Here is a 26,506-nt window from a genome sequence, read left to right on the forward strand (position 1 = left end):
CTAGTGCCGCACCCGCGCCCGCGCCTTGCCGATTGCGGTACTTCTGGCATGCCGACTCTTCCCGTCCGGGGCGTTTGTACTGCATGCTGTGGAACGGACATCGACAGCGACTTCAGGGGAGGACGGAAGTCGCGTTGCGTGCGTGCGGCGCGGCGCGAACCAGGCGGCCGGCCGCGTGCGGCCGGCGGTTTCCGATGGCGCAGGGGACAACGAGCGAGACCATGCACGCACAGCGAATGCCGACGCAGGGAAGATGCGGGTGCCCCGGGGCATGAGCCAGCCGTTGCGCCAGGTCGTCGTGTTCGGTGCCGTGATCGCGCTGTTGCTGGCGGCGACCCTGGCGATCATGTTGTGGAACGACCGCGGCAGCCGCCTGCAGGCGGCGCAGCGCCAGAGCATGGCCCTGGCGACCGGCAGCGACCGCCTGCTGCGGGCGGAACTGACCACGATGGAACGCGCACTGCGCGGCGCCGCCCGCGACGGCCGCGAATACTACCGGCAGGTGCCGGAGCGGGCGCCGGCGCTGCTCGCCGCCAGCGTGCGCGGCACGCTCGAACGCAATACCGACCTGGCCGCGATCACCGTGGTCGACGATGCCGGCATGCCGCTGGGCGAAGGCCGCGGCGATCCGACGCTCGCGCAATGGGTGGTGCCGGAGAACCGCGTGCTGGCCGGCGAGCTGTATGTCGGCGGGCTGGAGGCGCTGCCCGGCGGTGGCATGGTGCTGTTGACCGCGGTGCCGGTGCAGCCGGGCCAGTGGCTGCTGGCGCGCGTGCGGCTGGCGGTGTTCCAGCGCGTGGTCAGCGGCCTGGATACCGGCCGCAGTGGCGTGGTCTCGATCAGCAGCCGCCAGGGCTCGCTGCTGGCGCACAGCCTGGATCCGTCGGCGGTGGAGCGGCCGCTGCCGCGGCCGCTGCGGCCGCTGCCCGGGTCGGACCAGGTGCAGGCGCTGGGGGTGGCGACCAGTCCGCTGGACGGCGTGCGCCGCGTCGTCGCGGTGAGCGTGCCGCACGATTACCCGCTGATCCTGTTCGCCGGCCTGTCCTACGACGAGGTCATGGCGCCGTGGCGCACGTATTTCCTCGTCGCCTGCGGCATCTACCTGCTGTACCTGTGCGGGTTCGCGTACCTGTACGCCAGCATGCGCCGCGGCGCGCTGCGCCAGGCGCGGCTGGCCGACGAGCTGCGTGCCGGCGCGGCGGAGCTGGCGCTGGCGCACCAGGTCGGCAAGGTGGGGACCTGGTCGATCGACCGCAAGGACGGCACCCTGCGCTGGTCGGCGCTGACCCGGCGGATGTTCGCGCTGCCGGTGCGGCAGGCGCGGCTGGAGGAGTTCTACGCGCACGTGCACGAGGAAGACCGGCCGTGGCTGCGCCAGCAGGTCCAGCAGGCGACCGAAGCCGGGCGCGCGGTCAACGCGCTGTTCCGCCTGGTGCTGCGCGACGGCTCGGTGCGCTGGCTGTCCGCGCGCGGCGAGCGCGTGCAGGGGCTGGGGCCGCACCCGCGCATGACCGGCGCGGTCACCGACATCACCGAGCGGGTCCGCAGCGAAGCCCGGGTGCAGCGCGCCGAACACCAGTTCCGGCTGGTGTTCGACCGCAACCCCGCCCCGTTCTGGATCTTCGACCTGGACACCCTGCAGTTCCTCGAGGTCAACCAGGCGGCGATCGACCAGTACGGGTACAGCCGCAGGGAATTCCTGGCCATGACCATCCTCGACATCCGCCCGGAGGAGGCCAGGGAGGAGATCCGGCGCACGCTGGAGGCGTCGCGCGACGGCAGTTCGCCGGCGCCGCGGGTGCGCATGCACCGGCGCCGCGACGGCAGCCTGTTCGAGGTGCTGGCGCATATGGCGCGGCTGGAATTCGACGGGCGCCCGGCGTGCCTGGTGCTGGCCGAGGATGTCAGTCAGCGGTTGGCCTATGAACGCGACCTGGCCTGGCGTGCCAGCCACCACCCCGGCACCGGGCTGCTGACGATCGAGGCGCTGGCCGAGCGCCTGGACGCCAGCGGCGCCGGCTACACCATCGTCCATGCGCAGCTGCGCGGACTGCAGATGGTGACCGATACCCTGGGCCGCGAAGCCGGCGACGAGGTCCTGCAGGCGATGGTGGCCCGGCTGGAAACGCTGGGCACGCGCTATGGCCTGCTGGCCTACCAGCCGGCGGAGGATTTCGTGCTGGCGGTGGCGCAGGAGCACGATCCCGCGCAGGCGCTGGAGGCGCTGCGCGCGGCGGTGTCCGAACCGGTGCGCGGCCGCGATTCCTTTCACCAGCTGGAACCGCGCATCGGCGTGGCCGGCAACCCCGGCGATGGCACCAGCGCCGACCTGGTGCTGGGCCGCGCCGCCCAGGCCGCGCACGCTGCCCGCGAGAACGGGGTGGTCGTACTGCGTTTCGACCATACCCTGGCACAGCGCCATGCCGACCGCCTGCAACTGGCCGGGCGCATCCACCTGGCCATCGAGCGCGACGAGTTCGAGCTGTACTTCCAGCCGATCCGCCATGCCGCCGACGGCTCGCCGGCGGTGCTCGAAGCGCTGCTGCGCTGGCCACAGCCCGACGGCAGTTTCATCCCGCCGTCGGATTTCATCCAGTTGTGCGAGGACACCGGGCAGATCATCGCGCTCGGCCGCTGGGTGATCCGCGCCGCGGCCCGCGCCAGCCGCGCGCTGGCCGACAACGGCTGGGCCGGGCTGCCGGTGGCGGTCAATGTGTCGGCGGTGCAGTTGTTCAACAGCGACCTGGTCGGCGAGTTCACCCAGGCCGCCGCCGAGCACGGGCTGCCGCCGGGTGCGCTGCAGATGGAGCTGACCGAGAGCAGCCTGATGCGCAACCCGGCGCAGGCGATGCAGGTGCTGGAGAGCCTGAGCGCCAATGGCATCGCGGTGGCGCTGGACGATTTCGGCACCGGGTTCTCCAGCATGTCCTACCTGCAGCACCTGGCGCTGGATTCGCTGAAGATCGATCGGGCGTTCGTTGCCGACGTGGAGCGCAACCCGCGCAACGCGGCCATCTGCCGCGCGCTGTTGTCGCTGGGGCACAGCATGGGGCTGGTGGTGATCGCCGAGGGCGTGGAGACCGAGGGCCAGCTCGACTGGCTGGTGGCGCACGGCTGCGACCAGGTGCAGGGTTACCTGCTGGGCCGGCCGATGCCGCTGCGCGAACTGCTGGCGCTGCTGGCGCTGGCGCCCGACTCAGCGTGAGCCAGGGGGGCCGGCGTCCGCGCCGAGCCGTTCCACCAGGTAGTCGATGAAACTGCGCACCTTCGGCGCCAGGTGGCTGCGGCTGGCATAGACCGCATGGATGCCGACCGGCGGCAGCCGCCAGTCGGCCAGTACCGGCACCAGGCGGCCGTCGGCCAGGGCCTGGACGACGATGAAATCCGGCTGCGCGATGATGCCCATGCCGGCGATGGCGGCCTCGCGCAGTACCTCGCCGTTGTTGGCGCGCATGCGCGCGGCCACCGGCACGCTTACCTCGCCCTGCGGCCCCTGCAGTTGCCAGCTGTCGCCCCCGGCCCAGTAGCTGTAGGCCAGGCACGCGTGCCGCGACAGGTCGTCCGGGTGTTGCGGGGTGCCATGCCGCGCCAGGTAGGCCGGCGCGGCGCACAGCACGATGGCCGCTTCGGCCAGGCGCCGGGCGATCAGCGAAGGCGCCGGCTGGCGGGTGATGCGGATCGCCAGGTCGAAGCCTTCCTCGACCATGTCCACCTGGCGGTCGGACAGCGACAGGTCCAGTTCCACCTGCGGATGGCACCCGGCATAGCCGGGCAGCAACGGCGCCAGGCGGGCGATGCCGTAGCTGACCGGCGCGTTGATCCGCAGCCGGCCCGAGGGCTGCAGCGCCTGCGCCCCGACCGCGGCCTCCAGCGCGTCGAACTCGGCCAGCAGCTGCACGCAGCGCTGGTAGTAGGCGGCGCCGGTGCTGGTCGGGCTGACCCGCCGCGTGGTGCGGTTGAGCAGGCGTGCGGACAGGCGCTTTTCCAGCGCGGCGACCTGCCGGGTGACGGCGGCGGTGGACAGGTCCAGGGCCTGCGCGGCGGCGCTGAAACCATTGCGCTCGACCACCGCGACGAACACCCGCATGGCATCGATGGTGTCCATTGTTTCCGCTTTGGCAATAAAACGTTGATGCCGAGGTTATTTGTTGGCGGGCGCCGCGGCAATAACCTGTGTGGCATCGCATCGCCCCCTTGGAGTTCCCCATGCCATCGACATCGCTGCCGTCCCTGTACATCTCGCACGGGTCGCCGATGACCGCGCTGCAGCCCGGTGCGGTGGGGCCGCGCCTGGCCGAGCTGGCTGCCGCGCTGCCGCGCCCGCGCGCCATCGTGATGGCCTCGGCGCACTGGCTGGGCCGCACGCCGACGGTATCGGCGGCGGAGCGGCCGCGGACCATCCACGATTTCGGCGGTTTTCCCGAGGCGCTCTACCAGCTGCAGTACCCGGCGCCGGGCGCGCCGGAGCTGGCGCAGGACGTGGCGGCACGACTGGCCGCGGCCGGGTTGTCGCCGCTGATCGATCCGCAGCGCGGGCTCGACCACGGCGCCTGGGTGCCGTTGCGCTTCCTCTACCCGCAGGCCGACATCCCGGTACTGCAGCTGTCGATCCAGCCCGCGCTGGGGCCCGCGCACCAATGGGCGATGGGCCGCGCGCTGGCGCCGCTGCGCGCGGACGGGGTGCTGCTGGTCGGCTCGGGCAGCATCACCCACAACCTGCACGACTGGCACCACTACGCGCAGGGCGGGGAGGCGCCGTACGTGCGTCCGTTCATCCGGTGGGTGGAGCAGAAGCTGCACGCCGATGACGTGCCGGCGCTGCTGGACTACCGCCGCCAGGCGCCGTTCGCCGAACAGGCGCATCCCACCGACGAGCACCTGCTGCCGCTGCATTTCGCCATGGGCGCGGCCGGCACGGACCGGCTCGGCGCACGCCGCATCGACGCCGGCATCGACATGGGCTTCCTGGCGATGGACATCTACCGCTTCGACGGCGCGGCATAGGCCCGGAGCTTCCTGCGCGGATACCCGCCGCCCCCATCGGCGGCGGCGCGTGCCTGTGATAGTTTTTCCGCGTTGTTCCAACCGTCGCTGCCATGGTGGCGACTTCGTGGAGAGGCATGCACACGATCGAAGTCGTTCTGGCGATGCTGGTGGCGGTGGTCGCCAGCGGCTACCTGGTCAGGATCCTGCCGTTCTCGCTGCCGCTGCCGCTGGTGCAGATCGGCCTGGGCGCCTTGATCGCCGGCGTGTTCAAGCGCGGCCATGCGCTCGAGCCGGACATGTTCTTCCTGCTGTTCCTGCCGCCGCTGCTGTTCCTTGACGGCTGGCGCATCCCCAAGCAGGGCCTGTTCCGCGACAAGGGCGCGATCCTGGAGCTGGCATTCGGGCTGGTGGTGTTCACCGTGGTCGGCGCCGGCCTGCTGATCCACTGGCTGATCCCGGCCATGCCGCTGGCGGTGGCGTTCGCGCTGGCGGCGATCGTCTCGCCCACCGATCCGGTCGCGGTGGGTGCCATCGCCTCGCGGGTGCCGATTCCCAAGCGGCTGATGCACATCCTGGAAGGCGAATCGCTGCTCAACGACGCCTCCGGCCTGGTCTGCTTCCGCTTCGCGGTGGCCGCGGTGATGACCGGCAGCTTCTCGCTGGCGCAGGCCTCGCTGACCTTCCTGTGGGTGGCCTTCGCCGGCCTGGCCATCGGCGTGGCGGTGACCCTGGGCGTGTCCACCTTCCAGCGCTGGCTGTGGCGCAGCTTCGGCGAGGAGCCGGGCGCGGCGCTGCTGGTCAACCTGCTGATCCCGTTCGCCGCCTACCTGCTGGCCGAGGAGTTCAACGCTTCGGGCATCCTCGCCGCGGTCGCCGCCGGCATCACCATGAGCTATGTCGAGCTGACCGGCCGCATCAGCGGCAGCATGCGGGTGCAGCGCGCGGCGGTGTGGAGCACCGTGCAGTTCAGCTTCAACGGCATCATGTTCGTGCTGCTGGGCGAGCAGCTGCCGGGCATCGTGCAGCGCGCGGTGGATACGCTGGCGGTCACCGGGCATAGCGACTGGTGGTGGCTGGCGATCTACGTGGTGGCGATCAACGCGATGCTGGTGGTGCTGCGCCTGGTGTGGGTGTGGCTGTCGCTGCGCTGGAACCTGCTGCGCGCGCGCTGGCGCGGCGAGGCGCGTGCGAACCAGACCTCGTGGCGGGTAGTGCTGGCGATGTCGGTGGCCGGCGTGCGTGGCGCCATCACCCTGGCCGGCGTGCTGACCCTGCCGCTGATGGTCCCCGGCGGCGAGCCGTTCCCGGCGCGCGACCTGGTGATCTTCCTGGCCGCGTCGGTGATCCTGGTCTCGCTGCTGGGCGCGAGCCTGCTGCTGCCGCGGCTGCTGCGCGGGCTGGAGCTGCCGCGGGACGACGACAGCCGGCGGGTCGAGGACCTGGCCCGCACGCTGTCGTCCAAGGCCGCGCTGACCGCGGTGGAGAAAGCCCGGCAGCAGCTGGTCGAGGGCCAGACCACCACCAACGTGCAGCTCTACAACGACGCCGCGGCGCGGGTCAGCCTGCTGTACCAGCGCAACCTGGAGAAGGGGCAGGGCCCCGACGAGGACCCGGAGAAGGTGCGGCGCATGGAGCAGGCCTACCGCAGCCTGCGCGCGGCCGGGCTCACCGCCGAGCGCGAGGAACTGTTCCGCCTGACCCGGCACGGGCAGATACCCGACGAGGTCGCGCGCAGGCTGATCCGCAACCTGGACCTGCTGGAGAGCCGGCAGCGGGATTGAGCCCGCGGCCGGCATTGCCGGCGCCCGCGCGGGGCGCCGCCTGGCTTACTTCCTGTTCAATTCCAGGAAATACGGCTCGACCGCACCGTTGATCTTCAGCGTCATCGGGTTGCCGCGGCGGTCGCGGGCCTTGCCGGCCTGCACCCGGATCCAGCCTTCGCTGACCGAGTACTCCTCCACGTCATCGCGCTCGATGCCGTTGAAGCGCACGCCGACGCCGCGTTCGAGCGCGGCCGGGTCGTGGAACGGGCTGCTGGGGTTCACCGCCAGGCGGTCGGGAGGGGTATCGCTCATGATCTGTGTTCGTTGACGGCCACCGTGGCCCTCTTCATGCGCACAAGGATAACCGTTGCCGCTTCCGCTGCCGTGCGCGTGGCGGCAGAATGCGCGCCATCACGCAGTGGAGCGCCGCCATGCCCGACAACAGTGCCGATTACGAAGATTCCGACGAACTGCTGCCGACCTTCGACGAGGACGACCATCCGGCGCGGGTGTGGAACCTGCTGTGGCTGGTCAACCCGGGCGACGAGGAGGCCGCGCTGCAGCAGTTCGATGCCTGGCGCGAGGCGCGTGCCGGCGCCGAGCACGACTGCGGCGACGAGCAGTGGCTGTGGGACCTGAAGGACGCGATCGACTGGCGCGCCGGCTTCTACGTGGACTGGAAGGACATCGATTCGTTCGTGGCCGCGATCGACGAGCTGGCCGCGCGCTGGAACCTGCGCATCGACTGGGGCGGTGACCTGGACGACGAGGATTTCGCGCAGGACCTCGACGTGCCGGCGCTGATGGCGACCGCGCACGACCGCCTGCGCGAGCATGGCTACACGCTGTGGAACTGGAACACCGGCGGCGACGACTATGCCGGCTGGATCGCGCTCAGCCGCGACGACGAAGCGATGCTGGCGCTGTGCTCGCTGCTGGGCGTGGAAGTGCGGCCGGGCAGCGACCCGTTCTGAATCCCGCCGCGCGTGGCTGCGGGGCTTGCCCCACCGGCGCTGGCGGACGCGACGGGTGCCGCGGCAGGCGTGCGCGGCGAGCCCCGCGCCTACGGCTGGTATTGCGCGCGCGCGTTGGCGATGACCCGCCGCACCAGGTCGCGGTCGGTGTGGCGCGAGATGGCGCGCGCGCCCAGCGCGATGGCGGTATCGCGCAGCGCCGCCGGCACGTCGTAGTGCGCGCCGCTGCGGCGGTTCTGGAATGCCCGCCGCGGAATCCCGAGCTGCTGCGCCATGGCATGCAGCTCGGGCAGGGTGTCGGCCAGCAGATGCGCCCAGCGCTCGCCGCGCCAGGGGTGTACCGCATCGTCGATATAGACCGTCACCGCGGCGCCATCGCTCAGGCCTGCGGCTTGTCGCCGGTCTCGGCCGCTGCTTCGCCTGCGTCGGCGTCCACGGCGTCCACGGCGTCATTGCCGGCGTCCGCGACCGCGGCGTCCTCGCCTTCGACGCCCTCGAACTCGGCCACCAGGCCGGCCAGGTAGTCGTCGGCGCTCTTGCCTTCGGCCGCGGCGGCGGCGTCGATCAGCTGCTGCAGCTGCTCCGAATACTCCAGCGCGACCTTGCGGCCTTCCTTCTCCTGCACGTTGGCCAGGTGTTTGAGCATGGCCAGCATCGGCACCGGGTTGTCGGCGTTGCCCATGGTCTGGCCGCCGACGGACAGCAGCCACTGCCGCCCCTGCAGGCCGATGGCAGCGACCACCTGGCCTTCTTCGTTCACCAGCACGGCGTGGTTCTGCACCTGCTGCTGCGCGTCCAGGCGCAGGAACGGGCGGCGGGGCTGCTGCTTCTTGCGCTTGTCGCGCTTGGCTTTGGACTGCTTGGACATGAGGGCTGCACAAAAGGAAACGGCCGCCATTGTAGGCGGCCGCTTCGCTGGTTGCCGAACCGGCGCCGTCGCGCGGCCGTTCAGTCGACGCCCGGGCCCGGTGCGGCACCGGCCGCGGCGTCGCCGCTGGCAGGCGCGGCAGCTGTGGCAGCGGCGGATCCACCCGGAGCGGGCAGCGCGGCGATCGCCGACAGCGCGGCGGCTTCGGCCTCCTTGGTCATCACCACGATGCTGATGCGGCGGTTGATCGGGTTCTGCGGGTCGGTCTTGTCGAACAGCACCGACGACGACAGCCCGACCACCCGCGCCACCTTGTCCTCGCCCATGCCGCCTTCCAGCAGCGCGCGGCGCGCTGCGTTGGCGCGGTCCGCGCTCAGTTCCCAGTTGCTGTAGCCCAGCTGCGTGGAATAGGCGGTGATGTCGGTGTGGCCGCTGATGCTGATGTGGTTGGGTACCTGGTTGATGAAGTGCGACAGCTCGCGCAGGATCTCGCGCGTGTACGGCATCAGCTTGGCGCTGCCCATGTCGAACATCGGCCGGTTCTGCTTGTCCACGATCTGGATGCGCAGCCCTTCGGAGGTGATGTCCAGCAGCAGCTGGTCCTTGAACGGCTCCAGCGCCTGGCTCTTGCCGATGGCTTCCTCCAGCTCCTGCTTCAGCACCTCGAGCTGCTGCTTCTCGCGTTCGCGTTCTTCCACCGGGGTGGGGATCGACTCGCGCTGGTTCTGGAACGGGTCGTTGCTGTTGCCGCGGGAGATGTCGGTGGCACCGCCGAGCTTGATCATCGAGGTGCTGGCGCCGCCGGGCCCGGCCATGCCCGGCGCCGGGGTGGAGCTGGTGCCGCTCAACGGGCTCGGGTTACGGAAATACTCGGAAATGGCCGCACGCTCGGGCTTGCTGGTGGAGGCCAGCAGCCACATCACCAGGAAGAACGCCATCATCGCGGTGACGAAGTCGGCGTAGGCGACCTTCCACGAGCCGCCGTGGTGGCCGCCGCCCTGGATCTTCTTCACGCGCCGCACGATCACCGTGGGCTTGGCATCGTTGCTGGCCATGGCTTACTTGACCGACTTCAGGTGCTGCTCGAACTCGGTGAAGCCCGGGCGCAGTGCCGACGGCACGGTCTTGCGCGCGAACTCCAGGGCGATCTTCGGGTTGTAGCCGCGCAGGCAGGCCAGCAGCGCGGTCTTGACCGATTCGTAGATGCGCGAATCCTGTTCGGCGCGGGCCTCCACCGCGGCCGCGACCGGGCCGATGAACCCGTAGCCGAGCAGGATGCCGAGGAAGGTGCCCACCAGGGCGCCGGCCACGTGCGCGCCGACTTCCTTGATGTCGCCGCCGATCGAGCCCATGGTGATGACGATGCCCAGCACCGCCGCGACGATGCCGAAACCGGGCAGGCCGTCGGCCACCTTGGTCAGCACGTGCGCCGGCTCAATGGCTTCGTGGTGGTGCTTTTCCAGCTCCAGCTCCAGCAGCGGTTCCAGCTCGTGCGGCTCGATGTTGGAGCCGATCATCAGCCGCAGGCAGTCGGTGATGAAGTCGATCAGGTGGTGGTCGGCCTGGATCTTCGGGTAGTTGGCGAAGATCGGGCTCTCGGCGGCGTTCTCCACGTGCTCCTCGAGCGACATGAAGCCCTCGCGGCGCGCCTTGTTGAGCAGTTCGTACAGCAGGCTCAGCACGTCCAGGTAGTCCTGCTGCTTGTAGCGCGGGCCCTTGAACACGCCGACCACGGCCTGCAGCGTCTTCTTCACCGTCTTGGCCGGGGTGCCGACCAGGAACGCGCCCAGTGCCGCGCCGCCGATGATCACCAGTTCATAGGGTTGCCACAGCGCGCCGAGCTTTCCGTGCGCGCCGACATAGCCACCGAGCACGCTGAGGATGACGACAAGCAGACCGACGATGATGAGCATGGGCGCGGGACACGGGAGGGGATATCCCGTTGTCGGCCGCGCCGGCCGGAACTGAAGGGGGAAAGTGTGAACTCAGTCGGCGGGCATTGCTTCGGCCCCGCCGCGCCGCAGCGGATCCGGCCAGCGCTCGCCGCGGCCGACGAAGGACAGCGACACCGAGTTCAGGCAATGCCTTTCGAAGGTCGGCGGCGGGCCGTCCGGGAACACATGGCCCAGGTGGCTGCCGCAGCGGGCGCAGACGATTTCCGTGCGCACCATCCCGTGGCTGGTGTCGCGGATGCGGCCGACATGGGCCGGGTCGAACGGGGCGAAGAAGCTGGGCCAGCCGGTGCCCGAGTCGAACTTGGTGCTGGAGCGGAACAGCGGCAGGCCACACAGCCGGCAGCAGTAGGTGCCTTCGCGCTTGTTGTCCAGGAACACGCCGCAGAACGGCGCCTCGGTGCCGTGATGCAGCAGGACGCGCTTTTCGTCGTCGCCCAGGCCGGCGACCAGGGCGTCGCGCCGGGCGGCATCGGGGGGAGTCAGGTCGAAAGCGGTCATGGCCGCGCCTCCAGGGGGAGGCCCCATGGTAGGGCGCGGCCGGCGCTGCTCCAACCGTGGCGGTTAACCCGCCTGCAGCGGCGCAGGTGCATCATGGCCAGACATGGACCCCTGGGAGTACCCGATGAAACGGATTGCCCTGCTGTTGACCACGCTGCTGGCGGCCACCCCGGCCCTGGCCCAGCTCAAGCCCACGCCGGCGCCGACCGAGACCCGGCCGGTGAGCCTGCCGCCGCCCTCGAAACCGGCCAGTGACGCCTCCGGCCAGGCGGCCGACAACGCACGCCTGCGCGAGCGGCTGGAAGATTCGGCGGGCAAGGCGGCCCCGGTGCGGCCCCGGCCGGCTGCCAAGCCGCAAACGGCCCAGGTGCCGGTGTACGACCAGGAAGGGCGACGGCTCAACGGCATGCGCCCGGCCGGTCCGGGGCGGGTGATGGATACCCGTACCGGGCGCTACCACGACACCGTGCCCAGCGGCGACGGCGTACGCATCGTGCGCTGATCAGCCGCGGGAATGACCACCGGCAACGCGCCCCGCGCAGTCATCCACGCGATGGCGGCAATCACCGTGCCCTGGCGCCTGCTTGACCCTTCCCGGGCGCACTGTGCGCAGGCGCAGTCGATGCGCGCTACTGCCGTACCGGCGTACCGGGTGTCCCACATGCACCACCACCCTCCGAACCCGGGTCATGCCCCGCAGCGCAGCGCAGCGCTGGCCAGCCGGCGCCGCAGGAACCGTCGCGGCCGTCGAAGATGGCCAGCGGCAGCCAAGCCGCGGGCAAGGCGGACAGGCAGGCGCACAAGGCGCCGGAGCGGGACCGCCGCTGGCAACGCGCCGGGCGTTACGGGTTGAGCCAGCGGCGGGCCTGTCCCGCCGCTCTGCCGTCGCCGGCTCAGTCGGCGATGGGCAGGCTGAGCGTTTCCTTTACTTCCTCCATCACGATGTAGCTCTTGGATTCGCGCACGTGCGGCAGGGTCAGCAGGGTGCTGCCGAGCAGCTTGCGGTAGGAGGCCATTTCGTTGATGCGCGCCTTGATCAGGTAGTCGAAGTCGCCCGAGACCAGGTGGCACTCCAGCACGTTGGGCAGCTTCAGCGCGGCGCGGCGGAACTCCTCGAAGATGTCGCCCGACTTGTAGGCCAGCGAGATCTCCACGAATACCAGCAGCCCCGCCTTGAGGTACTGCGGGTCCAGCCGCGCGTAGTAGCCGGTGATCACCCCCTCGCGCTCCAGCCGGCGCACGCGCTCGGTGCACGGGGTGGTGGACAGGCCCACCCGTTCGCCCAGTTCGGTGAAGGAAATGCGGCCTTCGGCCTGCAGGATGCGCAGGATCCGGCGGTCGATCTTGTCCAGTTCGCGGCTGCGGGCGGCCATGGGCGCTCTGTTTTGCGTGAAGGAAACGGGAAATTACCCTGTTTTATCCGTCAATACGGGGAAAAACACTGGAATGGGCTGAATATACTGCGCCGTTCATGGCCCCTGCGCGATCCGGCGCAGGGAATTGACAGGGTCAGGGCCTGCCGCCCCCGCCGCGCCTGCGCCGGGCGCGCGCAGGTTCCCAGGAGACGACGATGCGGGTTCTGATACTCGGCAGTGGTGTGATCGGCACGACCAGTGCCTGGTACCTGCGACAGGCGGGCCACGAGGTCACGGTGGTGGACCGGCAGCCCGGCCCGGCGCTGGAGACCAGCTTCGCCAACGCCGGCCAGCTCTCCTTCGGCTACACCTCGCCGTGGGCCGCGCCCGGGGTGCCGCTGAAGGCGATCAAGTGGCTGTTCCAGGAGCACGCGCCGCTGGCCATCCGCCCGACCGCCGACATCGCCCAGTACCGCTGGCTGTGGCAGATGCTGCGCAACTGCACCGCCGGCCGCTATGCGATCAACAAGGCGCGCATGGTGCGCATGTCCGATTACAGCCGCGACTGCATCAACGAGCTGCGCGCGGCCACCGGCATCGACTACGAGGGCCGCCAGCTGGGCACCACCCAGCTGTTCCGCACCCAGCAGCAGCTGGACGCCGCCGCCCAGGACATCGAGGTGCTGCGCCAGTACGGCGTGCCGTATGAAGTGCTGGACCGCCAGGGCATCGTCCGCGTGGAGCCGGCGCTGGCCGGCACCGCCGACACCCTGGTCGGCGCGCTGCGCCTGCCCGAGGACCAGACCGGCGACTGCCAGCTGTTCACCCACAAACTGGCCGCGCTGGCCGCCGCCGCCGGGGTCGAGTTCCGCTTCGACCAGGACGTGGCGGGACTGCAGCGCGACGGCGACCGCATCACCGGGGTGCGCATCGGCGGCCGGCTGGAGACCGCCGACCGTTACGTGGTCGCGCTGGGCAGCTATTCGCCGCAGTTGCTGGCGCCGCTGGGCATGCGCCTGCCGGTATACCCGCTCAAGGGCTATTCGCTGACCCTGCCGATCACCGACCCGGCGATGGCGCCGACCTCGACCATCCTGGACGAGAGCTACAAGGTGGCGGTCACCCGCTTCCAGGACCGCATCCGCGTCGGCGGCATGGCCGAGGTGGCCGGTTTCGACCTGTCGCTGGACCCGCGCCGCCGCGCCACCCTAGAAAAGGTCGTGGGCGATCTCTACCCGCACGGCGGCGACCTGTCGCGCGCCGAGTTCTGGACCGGCCTGCGCCCGGCCACCCCGACGGCACCCCGGTGGTGGGCGCCACCCCGTACCGCAACCTGTTCCTCAACACCGGCCACGGCACGCTCGGCTGGACCATGGCCGCCGGTTCCGGGCGCTACCTGGCCGACCTGATGGACGGCCGGACGCCGCAGATCAGCAGCGAAGGCCTGGATATCTTCCGCTACGGCGGCCAGGAGCGCGGCTGATGCGCCCGGCACAGGCCCTGATCGACCTGGACGCGCTGCGCGGCAATTACCGGCTGGCGCGCGAGTTGGGCGGCGGCAAGGCGCTGGCGGTGATCAAGGCCGACGCCTACGGCCACGGCGCGGTCGCCTGCGCGCGCGCGCTGGAAGCCGAGGCCGACGGCTTCGGCGTGGCCTGCATCGAGGAGGCGCTGGAGCTGCGCCAGGCCGGCATCGGCAAGCCGGTGCTGCTGCTGGAGGGCTTCTTCGACGCCGCCGAACTGCCGCTGATCGTCGAGCACGAGCTGTGGACCGTGGCGGCCTCGCCGTGGCAGGTCGAGGCGCTGGCCGCGTTCGGCACCGACGCCACCGTGCAGGTCTGGCTGAAGCTGGACAGCGGCATGCACCGGCTGGGACTGGGGGTGGACGAGTTCCGCGCCGCGCACGCGCGGCTGTCGGCGTTGCCGCACATCGCGCCGATGGTGCTGATGAGCCACCTGGCGCGCGCCGACGAGCTGGACAGCCCGCGCACGCTGGAACAGCTGGAAACCTTCAACCGCGCCATCGACGGCCTGCCGGGCGAGACCAGCCTGTGCAACTCGCCGGCGCTGCTGGGCTGGCCGCAGGTGCGCAGCGACTGGGTGCGCCCCGGCCTGATGCTGTACGGCGCCGACCCGCTGTACCCGCAGCCGGGCCCGCACGCGGCACGGCTGCGGCCGGTGATGACCCTGCAGTCGCGGGTGATCGCGGTGCGCGAGATCGGCGTCGGCGAGCCGCTGGGCTACGGCGCGCGCTTCGTCGCGCAGCGCCCCACGCGCGTGGGCGTGGTGGCCATGGGCTACGCCGACGGCTATCCGCAGTTCGCGCCCAACGGCACCCCGGTGCAGATCGACGGCGTGCCCGGCCAGCTGATCGGGCGGGTGTCGATGGACATGCTCACCGTCGACCTGACCGATCACCCGCAGGCCGGGCTGGGCAGCATCGTGCAGCTGTGGGGCACGGCACCCACCATTTCCGAACTGGCGCCGCGCTGCAACACCAGCGCCTACCGGCTGCCGTGCAGCCTCAAGCGCACCCCGCGCGTCTATCTGTCGCAATAGGCAACAGAAAAGGGCCGCGAACGCGGCCCTTTTCCTTTCGTTCCCCTGCGCTCGCGCGCACCACTGCCGGCATCAGAGCCCGGCAGTGGCGCGGTCCTCGCGCAGTTCGCGGCGCAGCCAGTCGTCGAGCAGGCGCTTCTCGTAGCGCAGCGGATCGGTGTCGGACAGGCGCGTGGTGCCATACAGGTAGGCGTTGTCCACCAGCTTGCGCTCGCCCTGGTCGATCACCCGGCCTTGGGCGTCGGTGACGGTGAACTGCAGGTTGATCCGCGGCGGGTAGATGTTGCGCATGATGCGCACGTCGTCCAGGCGCGGGCCCTGCCACGGCTCGTAGTCGCCGGCGCGCTTGATGTCGGTGATGGTCACGCTCATCTGCTGCCCCTCGGGCAGCTTGCTGGATGCCTGCTTGCGCAGGTACTCGGCCAGGTCCACCACCCAGTTGCCGCGCTCGGCGTCCCAGCGATTGTGGCTCTGGCGCAGTTCGGTGAACCCGGACGGATCGTTCCACTGCACCTGCACCGGGCCTTCCTGGGCCAGGGCGCGCGGCGCCTGCGGGTCGGTGACAGTGGCGGGCCGGGCATGGGCGCTACCCGCCGCGAGCAGGCACGCCAGCGCCAGGGCGGTTACGGTCGGGGTTTTCATGACGAACCTCCGGAATCGGGTGTCCCTGCAGTGTGGGGGCGATCGGCGCGCCGGGCAATCGCCCGCCGCCCGGCGGTTGGAGCCGGGTTGCGGACGGTTCATCATCACATGCCGTGGATAGCTGGACGCCGAGACTTTTCCCCGTTGCGGCATCGCCGCGAGGACCCGATCACCCCCCTTGAGCACGCATCCATCCGAACTGGAGCCGTTCGTTCCGCCGCCGCAGGTCGCGGCGGGGCTGGACAGCGCGTCGCTGTACCAGGAGGTGTTCGAGGCCGCCGGTACCGGCTTCTGCGTGATCGAGGTGCTGTTCGACGAGGCCCGCGCGGTGGACTTCCTGCACTGCAGGGTGAACGCGGCCTTCGAGCGCATCACCGGGCTGGCCGGTGTCGCCGGGCGCCGCGCCACCGAGGTGCTGCCGGGGCTGGACGAGTACTGGTTCCGGGTGTTCGGGCGGGTGGTCGACGAGGGCGTGCCGGCGCAGTTCGAGCGTTACCTGCCACAGCTCGGGCGCTGGTACTCGGTCGAGGCGGTGCGGCTGCGGCCGGCGGCGGCGCGGCGGCTCGCGGTGCTGTTCGTCGACATCTCGCGGCGCAAGCAGATCGAGACCGAGCTGGCCGAAAGCGAGGCGCGCTTCAGCGCCCTGGCCGACGGCCTGCCGATGCCGGTCTGGGTACTGGATGACCTGGGCCACGTACGTTTCGTCAACAATGCCTTCGGCAGTTTCTTCGGCCTGCAGGCCGACCACCGCTTCGGGCCGCGCTGGTGGGAAGGGCTGTTGCACCCGGAGGACCTGAAGGTCTTCGAGTACGCATTGGAAGACGCGCTGTGCAACGAGCGCGAACTGCACCTGAGCGCGCGCCTGCGCCGCCATGACGGCCAGTGGCGGTGGCTGGAAATGAACGCCGCGCCGCGCTTCTCGGCCGATGGCCGCTTCATCGGCCTGGCCGGCAACAGCCCGGACATCACCGAGCGCCGCGAGATCGAGATGGCGCGCGAGGAGTTGCTGGGCGCCGAGCGTGCCGCGCGCAGCGCCGCCGAGGGCATGGCCCGGGTCAAGGACGAGTTCCTCGCCACCCTGTCGCACGAACTGCGCACCCCGCTCACCACCATCCTGGGCTGGAGCGAACTGCTGCTGCAGCGCATGGAGGCCGACCATCCCATGCGCCGCGGGGTGGAAGTCATCGCCAGCAGCGCGCTGGCGCAGAAGCGGTTGATGTCGGACATGCTCGACCTGAGCAGCATGCTGCTGGGCAAGGTGCAGCTGGAGGTCGAAGTGCTCGACCTTGCCGAGCAGGTGCGCGAGGCCGTGCGCCTGCAGGAGCTGGCGGCGCAGGACAAGGCGCAGGCGCTGGTGGTCGATGTGCCGCGGGCGCCGTGCCCGGTGCTGGGCGATGCCACGCGGCTGCAGCAGGTGCTGTGGAACCTGCTGGCCAACGCCATCAAGTTCACCCCGGTCGAGGGCCGGATCGAGGTCGTGCTGCGGCAGGAGGACGGGCAATACGTGGTGGACGTGCGCGACAACGGCGACGGCATCGCGCCGGAATTCCTGGCGCAGCTGTTCAGCCGCTTCAGCCAGGCCGACACCACCACCACCCGCCGTCATGGCGGCCTGGGGCTGGGGCTGGCCATCGCCAGGCAGTTGACCGAACTGCATGGCGGTTCGGTGTGCGCGCAGAGCGCGGGTGCCGGCCAGGGGGCCACGTTCAGCGTGCGCCTGCCGGCATACCGGGTGGAGAACGCCGGGCGGCCGCGGCGCACCGTGCAGCGGGTCGCGGCCGGCGAACAGGTGGTGGCCGGCCACGCGCTGGCCGGGACCCGGGTCCTGGCGGTGGAAGACCAGCCGGAGGTGCTGGCCTATCTGCGACGGGTGCTGGAAGAGCAGGGCGCGCAGGTGGTGGCGGCGGCGTCGGCCGCCGAAGCGCTGGAGCTGCTGGACCTGCGTGGCCACGCCGCCTTCGATGTGCTGGTCAGCGACGTCGGCATGCCCGGCATGGACGGCTACGGGCTGGCACGCACGCTGCGCGAGACCATGGGCATTTCCGCGGCGGAGCTGCCGGCGGTCGCGGTGACCGCGCTGGCGCGCGGCGATGACCGCCGCCGCGCGCTGGCGGCCGGCTTCCAGGTGCACGTCGCCAAGCCGTACAGCGTGGCGCAGCTGGTAGGCGCGGTCCGCGAAGCCTGTAGCGGCCGCTGAATCCACGCCGCGTGTGGCCGGCCCCGGCCCGGGCGGGCCGCTAGAATGACCGGCTACGTTCCGCTGGATATCCGCGATGGCCGCCGCCCAAGACGCCCCGCTGCAGACCCTGTTCCTCCCGTTCGCCAGTGGCAGCCTGCCGTGGCCGCAGGGGCCGGTGCTGTTCCTGCGCGCCCGCGAGGGCTGGCCGCTGCGCGAGCATGCCGCGCCCGGGCAACTGGTGTGCGTGCAGAGTTTCCGGCCGTTCGCGCAGGCCCTGGAGCGCGGTGGCTGGGAGGTGCGCGACGAGGCCGCCGTGGAAGACACCGCCGCCACCTACCCGCTGGTGCTGGTGTTGCCGCCGCGCCAGCGCGACGAGGCGCGCGCGCTGCTGGCGCGGGCGCTGGCGCAGCTGGCGCCGGGCGGCGTGCTGGTCGCCTGCCAGGCCAACAGCGAGGGCGCGCGTTCGGGTGAAAGCGACCTGGAGCGCCTGGCCGGCCTCGGTGGCAAGCTCACCAAGAACCACTGCCGGGTGTACTGGAGCGCGCCGCGTGACGGCCACCACGACGAGGCGCTGCGCGCGCGCTGGGCGGCGCTGGATGCGCCGCGGCCGATCATGGACGGGCGCTTCCTCAGCCGCCCCGGGGTGTTTGCCTGGGACCGCATCGACCGCGCCTCGGCGCTGCTGGTCGAACAGCTGCCGCCGGACCTGGCCGGGCGTGGCGCCGACCTCGGCGCCGGCTGGGGCTATCTGTCGGCCGAGCTGCTGGCGCGCTGCCCCGGGGTGACCGCGCTGGACCTGTACGAAGCCGAGTCGCGGGCGCTGGCGCTGGCCCGCCACAACCTGGCCGGCAGCCGCGCGCAGCTGGATTTCCGCTGGCACGACGTCACCGCCGGCATCGACGGGCGCTACGACTTCGTCGTCTCCAATCCGCCGTTCCATACCCCGCGCGCGAGGACCGGCCGGACATCGGCCAGCGCTTCATCGCCGTGGCCGCGCAGGCGCTGCGCCCGGGCGGGCGCCTGTTCATGGTCGCCAACCGGCACCTGCCGTACGAACAGATCCTCAACGACAGTTTCGGGCAGGTGCGCGTGGCGGCCGAGCGCGACGGCTTCAAGGTCATCGTCGGCACCCGCGGGGGCCGCGCATGAAGCTGGTCAAGCACATCGCCAACCTCGGTTATGGCAGCCGCAAGCAGGTGCAGTGGCTGTTCCGCGAGGGCCGCGTCACCGATGCCGATGGCGACGTGCTGTACGCCGACGACAAGGTCGCGCACGACGCCATCCGCATCGATGGCGAGCCGCTGGATCCGCCGCCGGGCCTGGCCCTGATGCTGCACAAGCCGGCCGGCTATACCTGCTCGACCAAGGACCAGGGCCGGCTGGTCTATGACCTGCTGCCCACCCGCTTCCGTGACCGCTCGCCGCTGTTGTCCACGGTCGGCCGGCTGGACCGCGACACCAGCGGGCTGCTGCTGATGACCGACGACGGCGCGCTGCTGCACCGGATCGTGTCGCCGAAGTCGAAGCTGGACAAGGTCTACGAGGCGCGGCTGGCGCAGGACCTGCGCGGCGACGAGGCGGCGACCTTCGCCAGCGGCACGCTGTTGCTGGAATCGGAGGACAAGCCGCTGCTGCCGGCCGAACTCGAGGTGCTGGGCCCGCGGCACGCGCGCCTGACCCTGCACGAGGGCCGCTACCACCAGGTGCGGCGCATGTTCGCCGCGGTCGGCAACCACGTCGAAGCGCTGCACCGCAGCCGCATCGGCGGGCTGGCGCTGGACGGGCTGGCCGAAGGCCGGTGGCGGGTGCTGTCGGCCGCCGATCTGCAGGTCCTGTTCGGGGACGCGCCATGACCCTGCTGGCGTCGCTGGCGGCGCGGCCACAGGCGGTGATCTTCGACATGGACGGGCTGATGCTGGACAGCGAGCGCGCGCTGCTGGGCTGCCTGGCGCAGGCCGCTGCGGACGCCGGCCACGCGCTGCCCGAGGCGTTCCTGCTGTCGCTGATCGGCTCCAGCGACGCGCTCACCCGCCAGCGCATCGCCGGGCAGGTCGGGGCCGGTGCGGTCGATGCCCTGCTGCAGGATTCGTACGCGCGCTATGAACAGCTGGTGGTGGCCGGGGTGCCGCACCGCCCGGGCATCACCGACCTGCTCGACACCCTGGTCGCGCACGGCGTGCCGCGCGCGGTGGCCACCTCCACGCGGCGCCCGCTGGCGCTGCGCAAGCTCGAAAGCGCCGGGCTGCTGCGCTACTTCGAGCACGTGGCGACCAGCAGCGACGTCGCCCACCCCAAGCCGGCGCCGGACATCTACCTGCTGGCCGCGGCGCGGCTGGGGGTCGAGCCACGCCACTGCCTGGCGCTGGAGGATTCGCCCACCGGCGTGCGCGCGGCGCTGGCTGCCGGCATGACCGTGATCCAGGTGCCGGACCTGCTGCAGCCGGACGCGGACGTGCGCGCGCTGGGCCATGCCATCGCCGGCTCGCTGCACGATGTGCGCGGGCTGCTGCTGCCGCTGCTCGACGGCCCGCCCGCGGCGCGCCCGCGGGCCGGGTAAGGCGCGGGCGGAACCCGGCCACGGCGACCGCGCCGGGCCGCGGCCTTCATCGGTTCCTTCGCCGCTGCGCGCCGGCGGCCGGGAGCGGCCGCCTCACTCCCCGTCCAGCAACCGCTTCCAGCCGTCCACGCCGAGCCTGTCCAGGGTGGCGATGTTGCGCTCGACGATCACGTCCGGGTCCGGGAACGCGGCCACCGCGCGTTCCACGCTGTCCTCGCGCAGCAGGTGCAGGGTGGGCCAGGGGGCGCGGTTGGTGTAGTTGCTGGCGTCGTCCGGCGCGGTGCCGGCGAACTGGTACTGCGGGTGGAAGCTGGCCACCTGCAGTATGCCCTGCAGGTCCAGTGCCTCCACCGCCGCGTCGGCGTTGTCCAGGAAGTCGTTGTAGTCGAGGAAATCGGTGAGCACCTGCGGGTGCACGATCAGCGTGGTATCGATCTGCTCGGCCGGCGTGTCGCGCAGCAGCAGCAGTTCCTCGGCCAGCTGCTCCAGCAGCGCCTCGGGCGTGCTGGCGTCGCTGAGCACGAAGCGCACCTGCTCCTTGACGTACACCGCCTTGGCGAACGGGCACAGGTTGAGCCCGATCACGGCCTTCTCCAGCCAGCGGCGGGTGTCGGCGATCGGGTCGTGGGCGGTGTCGTTCATGGCGGGCAGGCGGGCAACGGGGCGGCCATTCTAGGCGATGGCGGGCCGTGCCGCGGCGCCGGCGCGCGGGCCGCCGCGGGCATCGCGCCGCGCCCGCTCAGTCGCGGAAGTTGTCGAACTGCAGCGGCTGCTCGAATTCGCTCTTCTTCAGCAGCGCGATCGTTTCCTGCAGGTCGTCGCGCTTCTTGCCGTTCACGCGCAGCTTGTCGCCGTTGATCTGGGTGTCGACCTTGATCTTGGACTCCTTGATCTTCGCCGCGATCTGCTTGGCCAGCTTCTGCTCGATGCCCTGCTTGACCTTGACCTGCTGGCGCGCGCCACCGAGGTTGGTTTCGATGTCGCCGAACTCCATGCAGCGGAAGTCGATGCCGCGCGCGGCCAGGCGCTGCTTGAGGATGTCGGCCATCTGCTTGAGCTGGAAATCGCTGGGCGCGGCCAGTTTGATCAGCGCGTCACCCTCCTGCTCGAACTTCGCGTCCACGCCCTTGAAATCGAAGCGCGTGGACAGCTCGCGGTTGGCCTGGTCGATGGCGTTGGTCAGTTCGTGCTTGTCGACTTCGGACACGACGTCGAAGGAAGGCATGGGAGAGCTCCTGGCGGAAAAACAGCGGCCATTCTAGGCGATCGCCCGGTGGCGCCGTCGTCAGGGCGCGTCCTTCCACTGCGCATGCAGCAGGTTGGATACCGCGAAGCAGGCCGGCGCGTCCTTGTTGGACAGCACGATCACGGTTTCGCCGGTATGCGGGTAGCTGCGCACGTCGGTGCAGATGCCGTCGGCGCTGCCGCCATGCCCCCAGCGGAAGTCGCGTTCGGGCACGCCCGGGCCGTAGCCCGTGGCGAAGAAACCCAGCCCCATGAACTCGTGCTGCGGCGTGGTCGCCTGCCTGAACAGCGGCAGGGGCAGCAGCCGGCCGTCGCGCAGGGCCTGCACGAAGCGCAGCAGGTCGCCGGCCGGCGCCACCTGCCCGCCGGCGGCGAAACCGCGCGCCGGCAGCGTGGCGCAGTTGCGCACGCGCCGGCCTTCGACTTCCGCATAGCCCGCCGCCAGGTCCGGTGCCGGGGCGTCGCAGTCGACGAAGCCGGTGCGGGTCATCCCGGCCGGCGCCAGCACATGCGCGCGGACGTAGGACTCGAAGTCCTGCCCGGACAGTACCTCGACCATCCGCCCCAGCACCACGTAGCCATAGTTGCCGTATTTCTGCTGCGTGCCCGGGGCGAACTCCGGCGCGCGCCGGCCGTGCAGGGCGATGATGTCGGCGGCGCTGCGCAGCCGCGCGCGCTCGGCCGCATGTTCGGCGCCGAACAGTTCGTCCACGTCGCCGGCGCCGGCGGTGTGGGTGAGCAGCTGCCGCACCGTCACCGTGTCGGCGAAGGCGCGGTTGGGGTAGTCCTCCAGCACCTCGCCGACGTGGCTGTCCAGGGTGATGCGGCCGGCAGCGACCTGCTGCAGGATCGCCACGCTGGTGAACATCTTGCCGGCGGACGCCAGGTTCAGGCGGTCATCGGTGCGCAGCGGCGCCTCGCCGGTCTCGTCGCGCAGGCCGTAGGCTTTCTCGAACACCACCTGGCCGTCGTGTGCGACCAGCACCACGCCGGAAAAGCGTCCGGCCGCCTCCAGCCCGAGGGCGAAACCATCGAGCCGCGCCAGGTCGGTGGCCGCAGGCGCCTGCGCGGCGGCCGTCGCGCAGGCCAGGGACAGGGCCAGTGGGGCCAGGCAGCGAAGCGGGGTGGAAGCGACAGGCATGCATCCGGCTCCGGCGGAAGATGCGGCGAGCATAACGGCACCGCGGCGGCGGTTGCCGGCGTGGCCTGCGATAATCGCGCCATGTCCGTTTCATCCTCCCCCGTTCCGCGCTCCCCCGCCGCCGCCGTGGCGTGGATGCTGTCCGCCGTCGCCTTCTTTTCGCTGATGGACGCCGGCATGAAGCTGCTGTCGGCCAGCTACCCGACCCTGCAGGTCACCATGCTGCGCGGCGCCGCTTCGCTGCCGTTCGTCCTGGTGTGGGTGTTGGCCACTGCCGGCCCGCGCTCGCTGATCCCGGTGCGCTGGGGCCTGCACCTGCTGCGCGGCGCGCTGGGCATGGCCATGATCGGCTGCTTCGTCTACGCGCTGCGCAGCCTGCCGCTGTCCACCGCCTATTCGATCTATTTCGTCGCGCCGCTGCTGGTGGCCGCGCTGTCGGTGCCCTTGCTGGGCGAGCGGGTGGGGCCGCGGCGCTGGGTCGCGATCGGCGTCGGCCTGGTCGGCGTGCTGGTGGTCCTGCGCCCGGGCGTGGACGGCTTCATCTCGCTGCCGGGGCTGATGGTGCTGCTGGCGGCAACCGCCTATGCCATCGCCGCGGTGACGGTGAGCCTGCTGACCCGCACCGATACGCCACAGTCCATGGTGGTCTGGTTCCTGCTGATCATGGCGATCGGCGCCGGGCTGCTGGCGTGGCCGCAGTGGCAACCGCTGCAGTGGCGGCACGCCGGGCTGATCGCCGGCATGGGCCTGGCCGGCGCGCTGGGGCAGATCGCGCTGACCCGCGCCTTCCAGCTGGGGCAGGCGTCGATGATCGCGCCGCTGGAATACACCGGGCTGGTCTGGGTGATCGGCTGGGACCTGCTGCTGTGGGGCGTGCTGCCGGATCGCATGACCTGGGTCGGCGCGGCGATCATCGTCGCCAGCGGCCTGTACCTGCTGCACCGCGAGCGGGTCCAGCACGCGCGGCGGGCGGGGCAGGTGGACCACCCCTGACGGCCGTCCGGGCATGCATAGAACCAAAAGGAATAAGATTCCCCCTGCCCGTGCAGGCGCCGCGGCCGCGGCGCTGCTAGGCTTGCCGCCCTTCCGTCCGCCCGCTGCCTGGCCGTGATCGAGTTCCAGAACCTGCACAAATCCTATGCCGTGGACGGCCGCGCGATCACCGCGCTGCATCCGCTCGACCTGGCGATCGGCGCCGGCGAGGTGTTCGGCATCATCGGCCATTCGGGGGCCGGCAAGTCGACCCTGATCCGCCTGATCAACCGCCTGGAGGAACCCAGCGGCGGCCGCGTGCTGATCGACGGCCAGGATGCCACCGCGCTCGACGCCGAGGGGCTGCGCGCGCTGCGCCGGCGCATCGGCATGATCTTCCAGCACTTCAACCTGCTGTCGGCGCGCACCGTGGCCGGCAACGTCGCCTTCCCGCTGGAGCTGGCCGGCACGCCGAAGGCGCGGATCGACGCACGCGTGGCCGAGCTGCTGCATACCGTCGGCCTGGAAGCGCACGCGGCCAAGTACCCGGCACAGCTGTCCGGCGGGCAGAAGCAGCGGGTGGGCATTGCCCGCGCGCTGGCTACCGCGCCCAAGATCCTGCTGTGCGACGAGGCCACCAGCGCGCTCGACCCGCAGACCACCGCCTCGGTGCTGGCGCTGCTGGCGAAGATCAACCGCGAACTGGGCCTGACCATCGTGCTGATCACCCACGAAATGGACGTGATCCGCCGGGTCTGCGACCGGGTGGCGGTGCTCGATGCCGGCCGCCTGGTCGAGAGCGGGCCGGTGAGCGAGGTGTTCCTGCATCCGCAGCACCCGACCACGCGCCGCTTCGTGTCCGAATCCGAGCACGTGGACGAGGGTGAACTGCACCGTGATTTCGCCGCCGTGGGCGGGCGCATCGTGCGCCTGACCTTCCTCGGCGACGGTACCTACGAACCGCTGCTGGGCCGCATCGCGCGGCAGACCGGGGTGGACTACAACATCCTGTCCGGCCGCATCGACCGGATCAAGGACACGCCCTACGGGCAGCTGACCGTCGCCCTGGTGGGCGGCGACCAGAACGCCGCCCAGGCCGGTTTCGTCGAGGCCGGCGTGCACGTGGAGGAACTGCGTCGATGATCGCCACCACCACCGACGGCTTCTTCCGCCACCTGGATGCCGGCAAATGGGCCGACATCGGCCAGGCCACCGTCGACACGCTGCTGATGCTGGCCGGCTCGCTGCCGCTGACCCTGGCCATCGGCCTGCCGCTGGGCGTGCTGCTGTTCCTCACCGGCTCGCCGCAGCTGCACCGCCGCCCGTTGCTGTACGGGCTCACCGCGCTCGTGGTGAATGTGCTGCGCTCGGTGCCCTTCATCATCCTGATGATCGTGCTGATCCCGGTGACGCTGGCGCTGATGGGCACCTCGCTGGGCGTGCGCGGCGCGATCCTGCCGCTGGTGGTCGGCGCCGCGCCGTTCTACGCGCGGCTGGTCGAGACGGCGCTGCGCGAGGTCGACCGCGGCGTGATCGAGGCCAGCCAGGCCATGGGCGCCACTACCGCGCAGCTGGTGTTCAAGGTGCTGCTGCCCGAAGCGCGGCCGGGGCTGATCGCCGGCGCCACGGTCACCACCATCGCCCTGATCGGCTTCACCGCCATGGGCGGCGCGATCGGCTCGGGCGGGCTCGGCGACCTGGCGTTCCGCGACGGCTACCAGCGTTCGCACACCGACGTGGCCCTGGTCACGGTGGTGCTGCTGCTGGTGCTGGTGCAGCTGCTGCAGATGCTGGGCGACCGCCTAGTACGCCACTACACTCGCCGTTGAGCGGCTCCCCTTCCCGCACTGGAATACCGATGAAGACTTCCCTGTTCCGTCCGTTGCTCGCCGCTGCCGCCGTGTTGGCGCTGGCGGCCTGCGGCAAGCCCGCCACCGACGAATCCCGGCTGGTGGTGGCCGCCACCGCGGTGCCGCACGCCGAGATCCTGGAAGTGGTCAAGCCGATCCTGCAGAAGCAGGGCGTCACCCTGGACGTGCGCGTGTTCAACGACTACGTGCAGCCCAACGACCAGCTGGTGCAGAAACAGGTGGATGCCAACTATTTCCAGACCGAGCCGTACCTGGATGCCTACAACCGCGACCGCAAGACCCGGCTGGTGACCGTGGTCGGCGTGCACATCGAGCCGTTCGGCGCCTATTCGCGCCGGGTCAAGTCGCTGGCCGAGCTGCCGGCCGGTGCCGACGTGGTCATTCCCAATGACCCGAGCAACAACAGCCGCGCGCTGATCCTGCTGGACAAGGCCGGCGTCATCAAGCTGAAGGATCCATCCAACGCGCTGTCCACCCAGCGCGACATCGTCGACAACCCCAAGCAGCTCAAGTTCCGCGAGCTGGACTCGGCGATGCTGCCGCGCGTGCTCGACCAGGTCGACCTGGCGCTGATCAACACCAACTACGCGCTCGACGCCGGGCTCGACCCGACCCGTGACGCGCTGGCGATCGAAAGCAAGGATTCGCCCTACGTGAATTTCCTGGTCGCGCGCGCGGACAACCGCGACGACGCGCGCGTGCAGAAGCTGGCCAAGGCGCTGACCGGCCCGGAAGTGAAGGCCTTCATCGAGCACAAGTACAAGGGTGCGGTGCTGCCGGCGTTCTGAGCGCGAACCGCGCACTGCCGGCCCGCGCGTGCGGCGGCGCCCTGCGCGCCGCCGGCGCAGGTGTGACGCCGCTGGATTCCGCAAGCACGCGGGCCTGCTCCTGGCGTAGCGCCGGGCAACATGCCGCTGGCGCACGCCGCGCAAGGCGCCGCC

General features: G+C 71.0%; 25 protein-coding genes and 2 pseudogenes. 15 read left to right on the top strand and 12 right to left on the bottom strand.

What is annotated here, in order from left to right; genetic code table 11:
* Nucleotides 1-142: 142 nt before the first annotated feature.
* Nucleotides 143-3,205, top strand: coding sequence for a sensor domain-containing phosphodiesterase (locus B1L07_01920; GenBank protein AUZ54091.1), 3,063 nt, complete (start codon nucleotides 143-145; stop codon nucleotides 3,203-3,205).
* Here B1L07_01920 and B1L07_01925 read toward each other — a convergent pair.
* Nucleotides 3,197-4,105 carry a LysR family transcriptional regulator gene (locus B1L07_01925; GenBank protein AUZ54092.1) on the bottom strand — a complete coding sequence of 303 codons (909 nt, stop codon included), beginning with the start codon at nucleotides 4,103-4,105 and terminating at the stop codon, nucleotides 3,197-3,199. The genes B1L07_01920 and B1L07_01925 overlap by 9 nt on opposite strands.
* Nucleotides 4,106-4,206: 101 nt before the next feature.
* Between B1L07_01925 and B1L07_01930 the strand changes: the two genes are divergently transcribed.
* Together B1L07_01930 and B1L07_01935 are read left to right on the top strand one after the other, a co-directional pair.
* Complete coding sequence (locus B1L07_01930; GenBank protein AUZ54093.1) at nucleotides 4,207-5,004, top strand: dioxygenase; 798 nt, start codon at nucleotides 4,207-4,209, stop codon at nucleotides 5,002-5,004.
* 116 nt (nucleotides 5,005-5,120) lie between these two features.
* Complete coding sequence (locus B1L07_01935; GenBank protein ID AUZ54094.1) at nucleotides 5,121-6,767, top strand: Na+/H+ antiporter; 1,647 nt, start codon at nucleotides 5,121-5,123, stop codon at nucleotides 6,765-6,767.
* A 45-nt stretch (nucleotides 6,768-6,812) separates the two neighbouring features.
* Here the strand turns inward: B1L07_01935 and B1L07_01940 are convergent, their stop codons facing one another.
* Nucleotides 6,813-7,061: a glutathione peroxidase gene (locus tag B1L07_01940; GenBank protein ID AUZ54095.1), complete on the bottom strand. Its 249-nt coding sequence runs from the start codon at nucleotides 7,059-7,061 to the stop codon at nucleotides 6,813-6,815.
* 119 nt (nucleotides 7,062-7,180) lie between these two features.
* Between B1L07_01940 and B1L07_01945 the strand changes: the two genes are divergently transcribed.
* Nucleotides 7,181-7,723, top strand: coding sequence for a hypothetical protein (locus B1L07_01945; protein ID AUZ56408.1), 543 nt, complete (start codon nucleotides 7,181-7,183; stop codon nucleotides 7,721-7,723).
* Nucleotides 7,724-7,812: 89 nt separating this feature from the next.
* On the opposite strand, the gene B1L07_01950 is transcribed toward B1L07_01945, so the two are convergent.
* The 5 genes from B1L07_01950 to B1L07_01970 all read right to left on the bottom strand — a co-directional run bounded on the left by B1L07_01950 (nucleotide 7,813) and on the right by B1L07_01970 (nucleotide 11,044).
* Nucleotides 7,813-8,088: a hypothetical protein gene (locus B1L07_01950; GenBank protein ID AUZ54096.1), complete on the bottom strand. Its 276-nt coding sequence runs from the start codon at nucleotides 8,086-8,088 to the stop codon at nucleotides 7,813-7,815.
* A gap of 14 nt (nucleotides 8,089-8,102) precedes the next feature.
* Complete coding sequence (locus B1L07_01955) at nucleotides 8,103-8,591, bottom strand: hypothetical protein (GenBank protein AUZ54097.1); 489 nt, start codon at nucleotides 8,589-8,591, stop codon at nucleotides 8,103-8,105.
* Nucleotides 8,592-8,671: 80 nt separating this feature from the next.
* Nucleotides 8,672-9,646, bottom strand: a complete 975-nt coding sequence (locus B1L07_01960; protein AUZ54098.1) for a flagellar motor protein MotB — start codon at nucleotides 9,644-9,646, stop codon at nucleotides 8,672-8,674.
* A 3-nt stretch (nucleotides 9,647-9,649) separates the two neighbouring features.
* Nucleotides 9,650-10,504 (bottom strand): flagellar motor stator protein MotA, encoded by an 855-nt coding sequence (locus B1L07_01965; GenBank protein AUZ54099.1) that lies wholly within the window; start codon nucleotides 10,502-10,504, stop codon nucleotides 9,650-9,652.
* 72 nt (nucleotides 10,505-10,576) lie between these two features.
* The gene (locus tag B1L07_01970) at nucleotides 10,577-11,044 is read right to left on the bottom strand and encodes a peptide-methionine (R)-S-oxide reductase (protein AUZ54100.1); all 468 of its coding nucleotides are present in this window, start codon (nucleotides 11,042-11,044) and stop codon (nucleotides 10,577-10,579) included.
* 124 nt (nucleotides 11,045-11,168) lie between these two features.
* On the opposite strand from B1L07_01970, the gene B1L07_01975 reads away from it, so the two are divergent.
* Entirely contained in the window at nucleotides 11,169-11,546 is a 378-nt protein-coding gene (locus tag B1L07_01975; GenBank protein ID AUZ54101.1) for a hypothetical protein, read from the top strand.
* 391 nt (nucleotides 11,547-11,937) lie between these two features.
* Here the strand turns inward: B1L07_01975 and B1L07_01980 are convergent, their stop codons facing one another.
* On the bottom strand, nucleotides 11,938-12,417 hold the full coding sequence (locus B1L07_01980; GenBank protein ID AUZ54102.1) for an AsnC family transcriptional regulator: 480 nt from the start codon (nucleotides 12,415-12,417) through the stop codon (nucleotides 11,938-11,940).
* Between the two features lie 197 nt (nucleotides 12,418-12,614).
* Between B1L07_01980 and B1L07_01985 the strand changes: the two are divergent.
* Both B1L07_01985 and B1L07_01990 read left to right on the top strand, forming a co-directional pair.
* Nucleotides 12,615-13,882: pseudogene (locus B1L07_01985) on the top strand (D-amino acid dehydrogenase small subunit).
* Nucleotides 13,882-14,958: an alanine racemase gene (locus B1L07_01990; GenBank protein ID AUZ54103.1), complete on the top strand. Its 1,077-nt coding sequence runs from the start codon at nucleotides 13,882-13,884 to the stop codon at nucleotides 14,956-14,958. Before B1L07_01985 ends, B1L07_01990 begins: the two are co-directional and overlap by 1 nt.
* A gap of 72 nt (nucleotides 14,959-15,030) precedes the next feature.
* On the opposite strand, the gene B1L07_01995 is transcribed toward B1L07_01990, so the two are convergent.
* Nucleotides 15,031-15,600, bottom strand: coding sequence for a hypothetical protein (locus tag B1L07_01995; protein AUZ54104.1), 570 nt, complete (start codon nucleotides 15,598-15,600; stop codon nucleotides 15,031-15,033).
* 238 nt (nucleotides 15,601-15,838) lie between these two features.
* On the opposite strand from B1L07_01995, the gene B1L07_02000 reads away from it, so the two are divergent.
* The 4 genes and pseudogenes from B1L07_02000 (at nucleotide 15,839) to B1L07_02015 (ending at nucleotide 20,336) form a co-directional block, all read left to right on the top strand.
* Nucleotides 15,839-17,797 carry a hybrid sensor histidine kinase/response regulator gene (locus B1L07_02000; protein ID AUZ56409.1) on the top strand — a complete coding sequence of 653 codons (1,959 nt, stop codon included), beginning with the start codon at nucleotides 15,839-15,841 and terminating at the stop codon, nucleotides 17,795-17,797.
* Between the two features lie 76 nt (nucleotides 17,798-17,873).
* Nucleotides 17,874-18,928 (top strand): annotated as a pseudogene (locus tag B1L07_02005) (16S rRNA methyltransferase).
* The gene (locus B1L07_02010; GenBank protein AUZ54105.1) at nucleotides 18,925-19,632 is read left to right on the top strand and encodes a 16S rRNA pseudouridine(516) synthase; all 708 of its coding nucleotides are present in this window, start codon (nucleotides 18,925-18,927) and stop codon (nucleotides 19,630-19,632) included. The pseudogene B1L07_02005 and the gene B1L07_02010 overlap by 4 nt, the downstream one beginning before the upstream one ends.
* Nucleotides 19,629-20,336, top strand: coding sequence for a hydrolase (locus B1L07_02015; GenBank protein ID AUZ54106.1), 708 nt, complete (start codon nucleotides 19,629-19,631; stop codon nucleotides 20,334-20,336). Before B1L07_02010 ends, B1L07_02015 begins: the two co-directional genes overlap by 4 nt.
* A 93-nt stretch (nucleotides 20,337-20,429) precedes the next feature.
* Here B1L07_02015 and B1L07_02020 read toward each other — a convergent pair whose 3' ends face one another.
* From B1L07_02020 to B1L07_02030, 3 genes are all read right to left on the bottom strand, one after another.
* Nucleotides 20,430-20,978 carry a hypothetical protein gene (locus B1L07_02020; GenBank protein AUZ54107.1) on the bottom strand — a complete coding sequence of 183 codons (549 nt, stop codon included), beginning with the start codon at nucleotides 20,976-20,978 and terminating at the stop codon, nucleotides 20,430-20,432.
* A gap of 97 nt (nucleotides 20,979-21,075) precedes the next feature.
* Nucleotides 21,076-21,561, bottom strand: coding sequence for a YajQ family cyclic di-GMP-binding protein (locus tag B1L07_02025; GenBank protein AUZ54108.1), 486 nt, complete (start codon nucleotides 21,559-21,561; stop codon nucleotides 21,076-21,078).
* 60 nt (nucleotides 21,562-21,621) lie between these two features.
* On the bottom strand, nucleotides 21,622-22,722 hold the full coding sequence (locus B1L07_02030; protein ID AUZ54109.1) for a hypothetical protein: 1,101 nt from the start codon (nucleotides 22,720-22,722) through the stop codon (nucleotides 21,622-21,624).
* An 81-nt stretch (nucleotides 22,723-22,803) separates the two neighbouring features.
* Between B1L07_02030 and B1L07_02035 the strand changes: the two genes are divergently transcribed.
* From B1L07_02035 to B1L07_02050, 4 genes are all read left to right on the top strand, one after another.
* A complete protein-coding gene (locus tag B1L07_02035) occupies nucleotides 22,804-23,715 on the top strand; it encodes an EamA family transporter (GenBank protein AUZ54110.1) in 912 nt (303 codons plus the stop codon).
* A gap of 114 nt (nucleotides 23,716-23,829) precedes the next feature.
* Nucleotides 23,830-24,837, top strand: a complete 1,008-nt coding sequence (locus B1L07_02040) for a methionine ABC transporter ATP-binding protein (protein AUZ54111.1) — start codon at nucleotides 23,830-23,832, stop codon at nucleotides 24,835-24,837.
* Complete coding sequence (locus tag B1L07_02045; protein ID AUZ54112.1) at nucleotides 24,834-25,523, top strand: metal ABC transporter permease; 690 nt, start codon at nucleotides 24,834-24,836, stop codon at nucleotides 25,521-25,523. The genes B1L07_02040 and B1L07_02045 overlap by 4 nt, the downstream gene beginning before the upstream one ends.
* A 29-nt stretch (nucleotides 25,524-25,552) precedes the next feature.
* Nucleotides 25,553-26,353, top strand: coding sequence for a methionine ABC transporter substrate-binding protein (locus B1L07_02050; protein AUZ54113.1), 801 nt, complete (start codon nucleotides 25,553-25,555; stop codon nucleotides 26,351-26,353).
* Nucleotides 26,354-26,506: the final 153 nt, after the last annotated feature.

It is taken from the genome of Stenotrophomonas acidaminiphila, from assembly GCA_002951995.1.
Taxonomy (GTDB): Bacteria; Pseudomonadota; Gammaproteobacteria; order Xanthomonadales; family Xanthomonadaceae; genus Stenotrophomonas; species Stenotrophomonas acidaminiphila_A.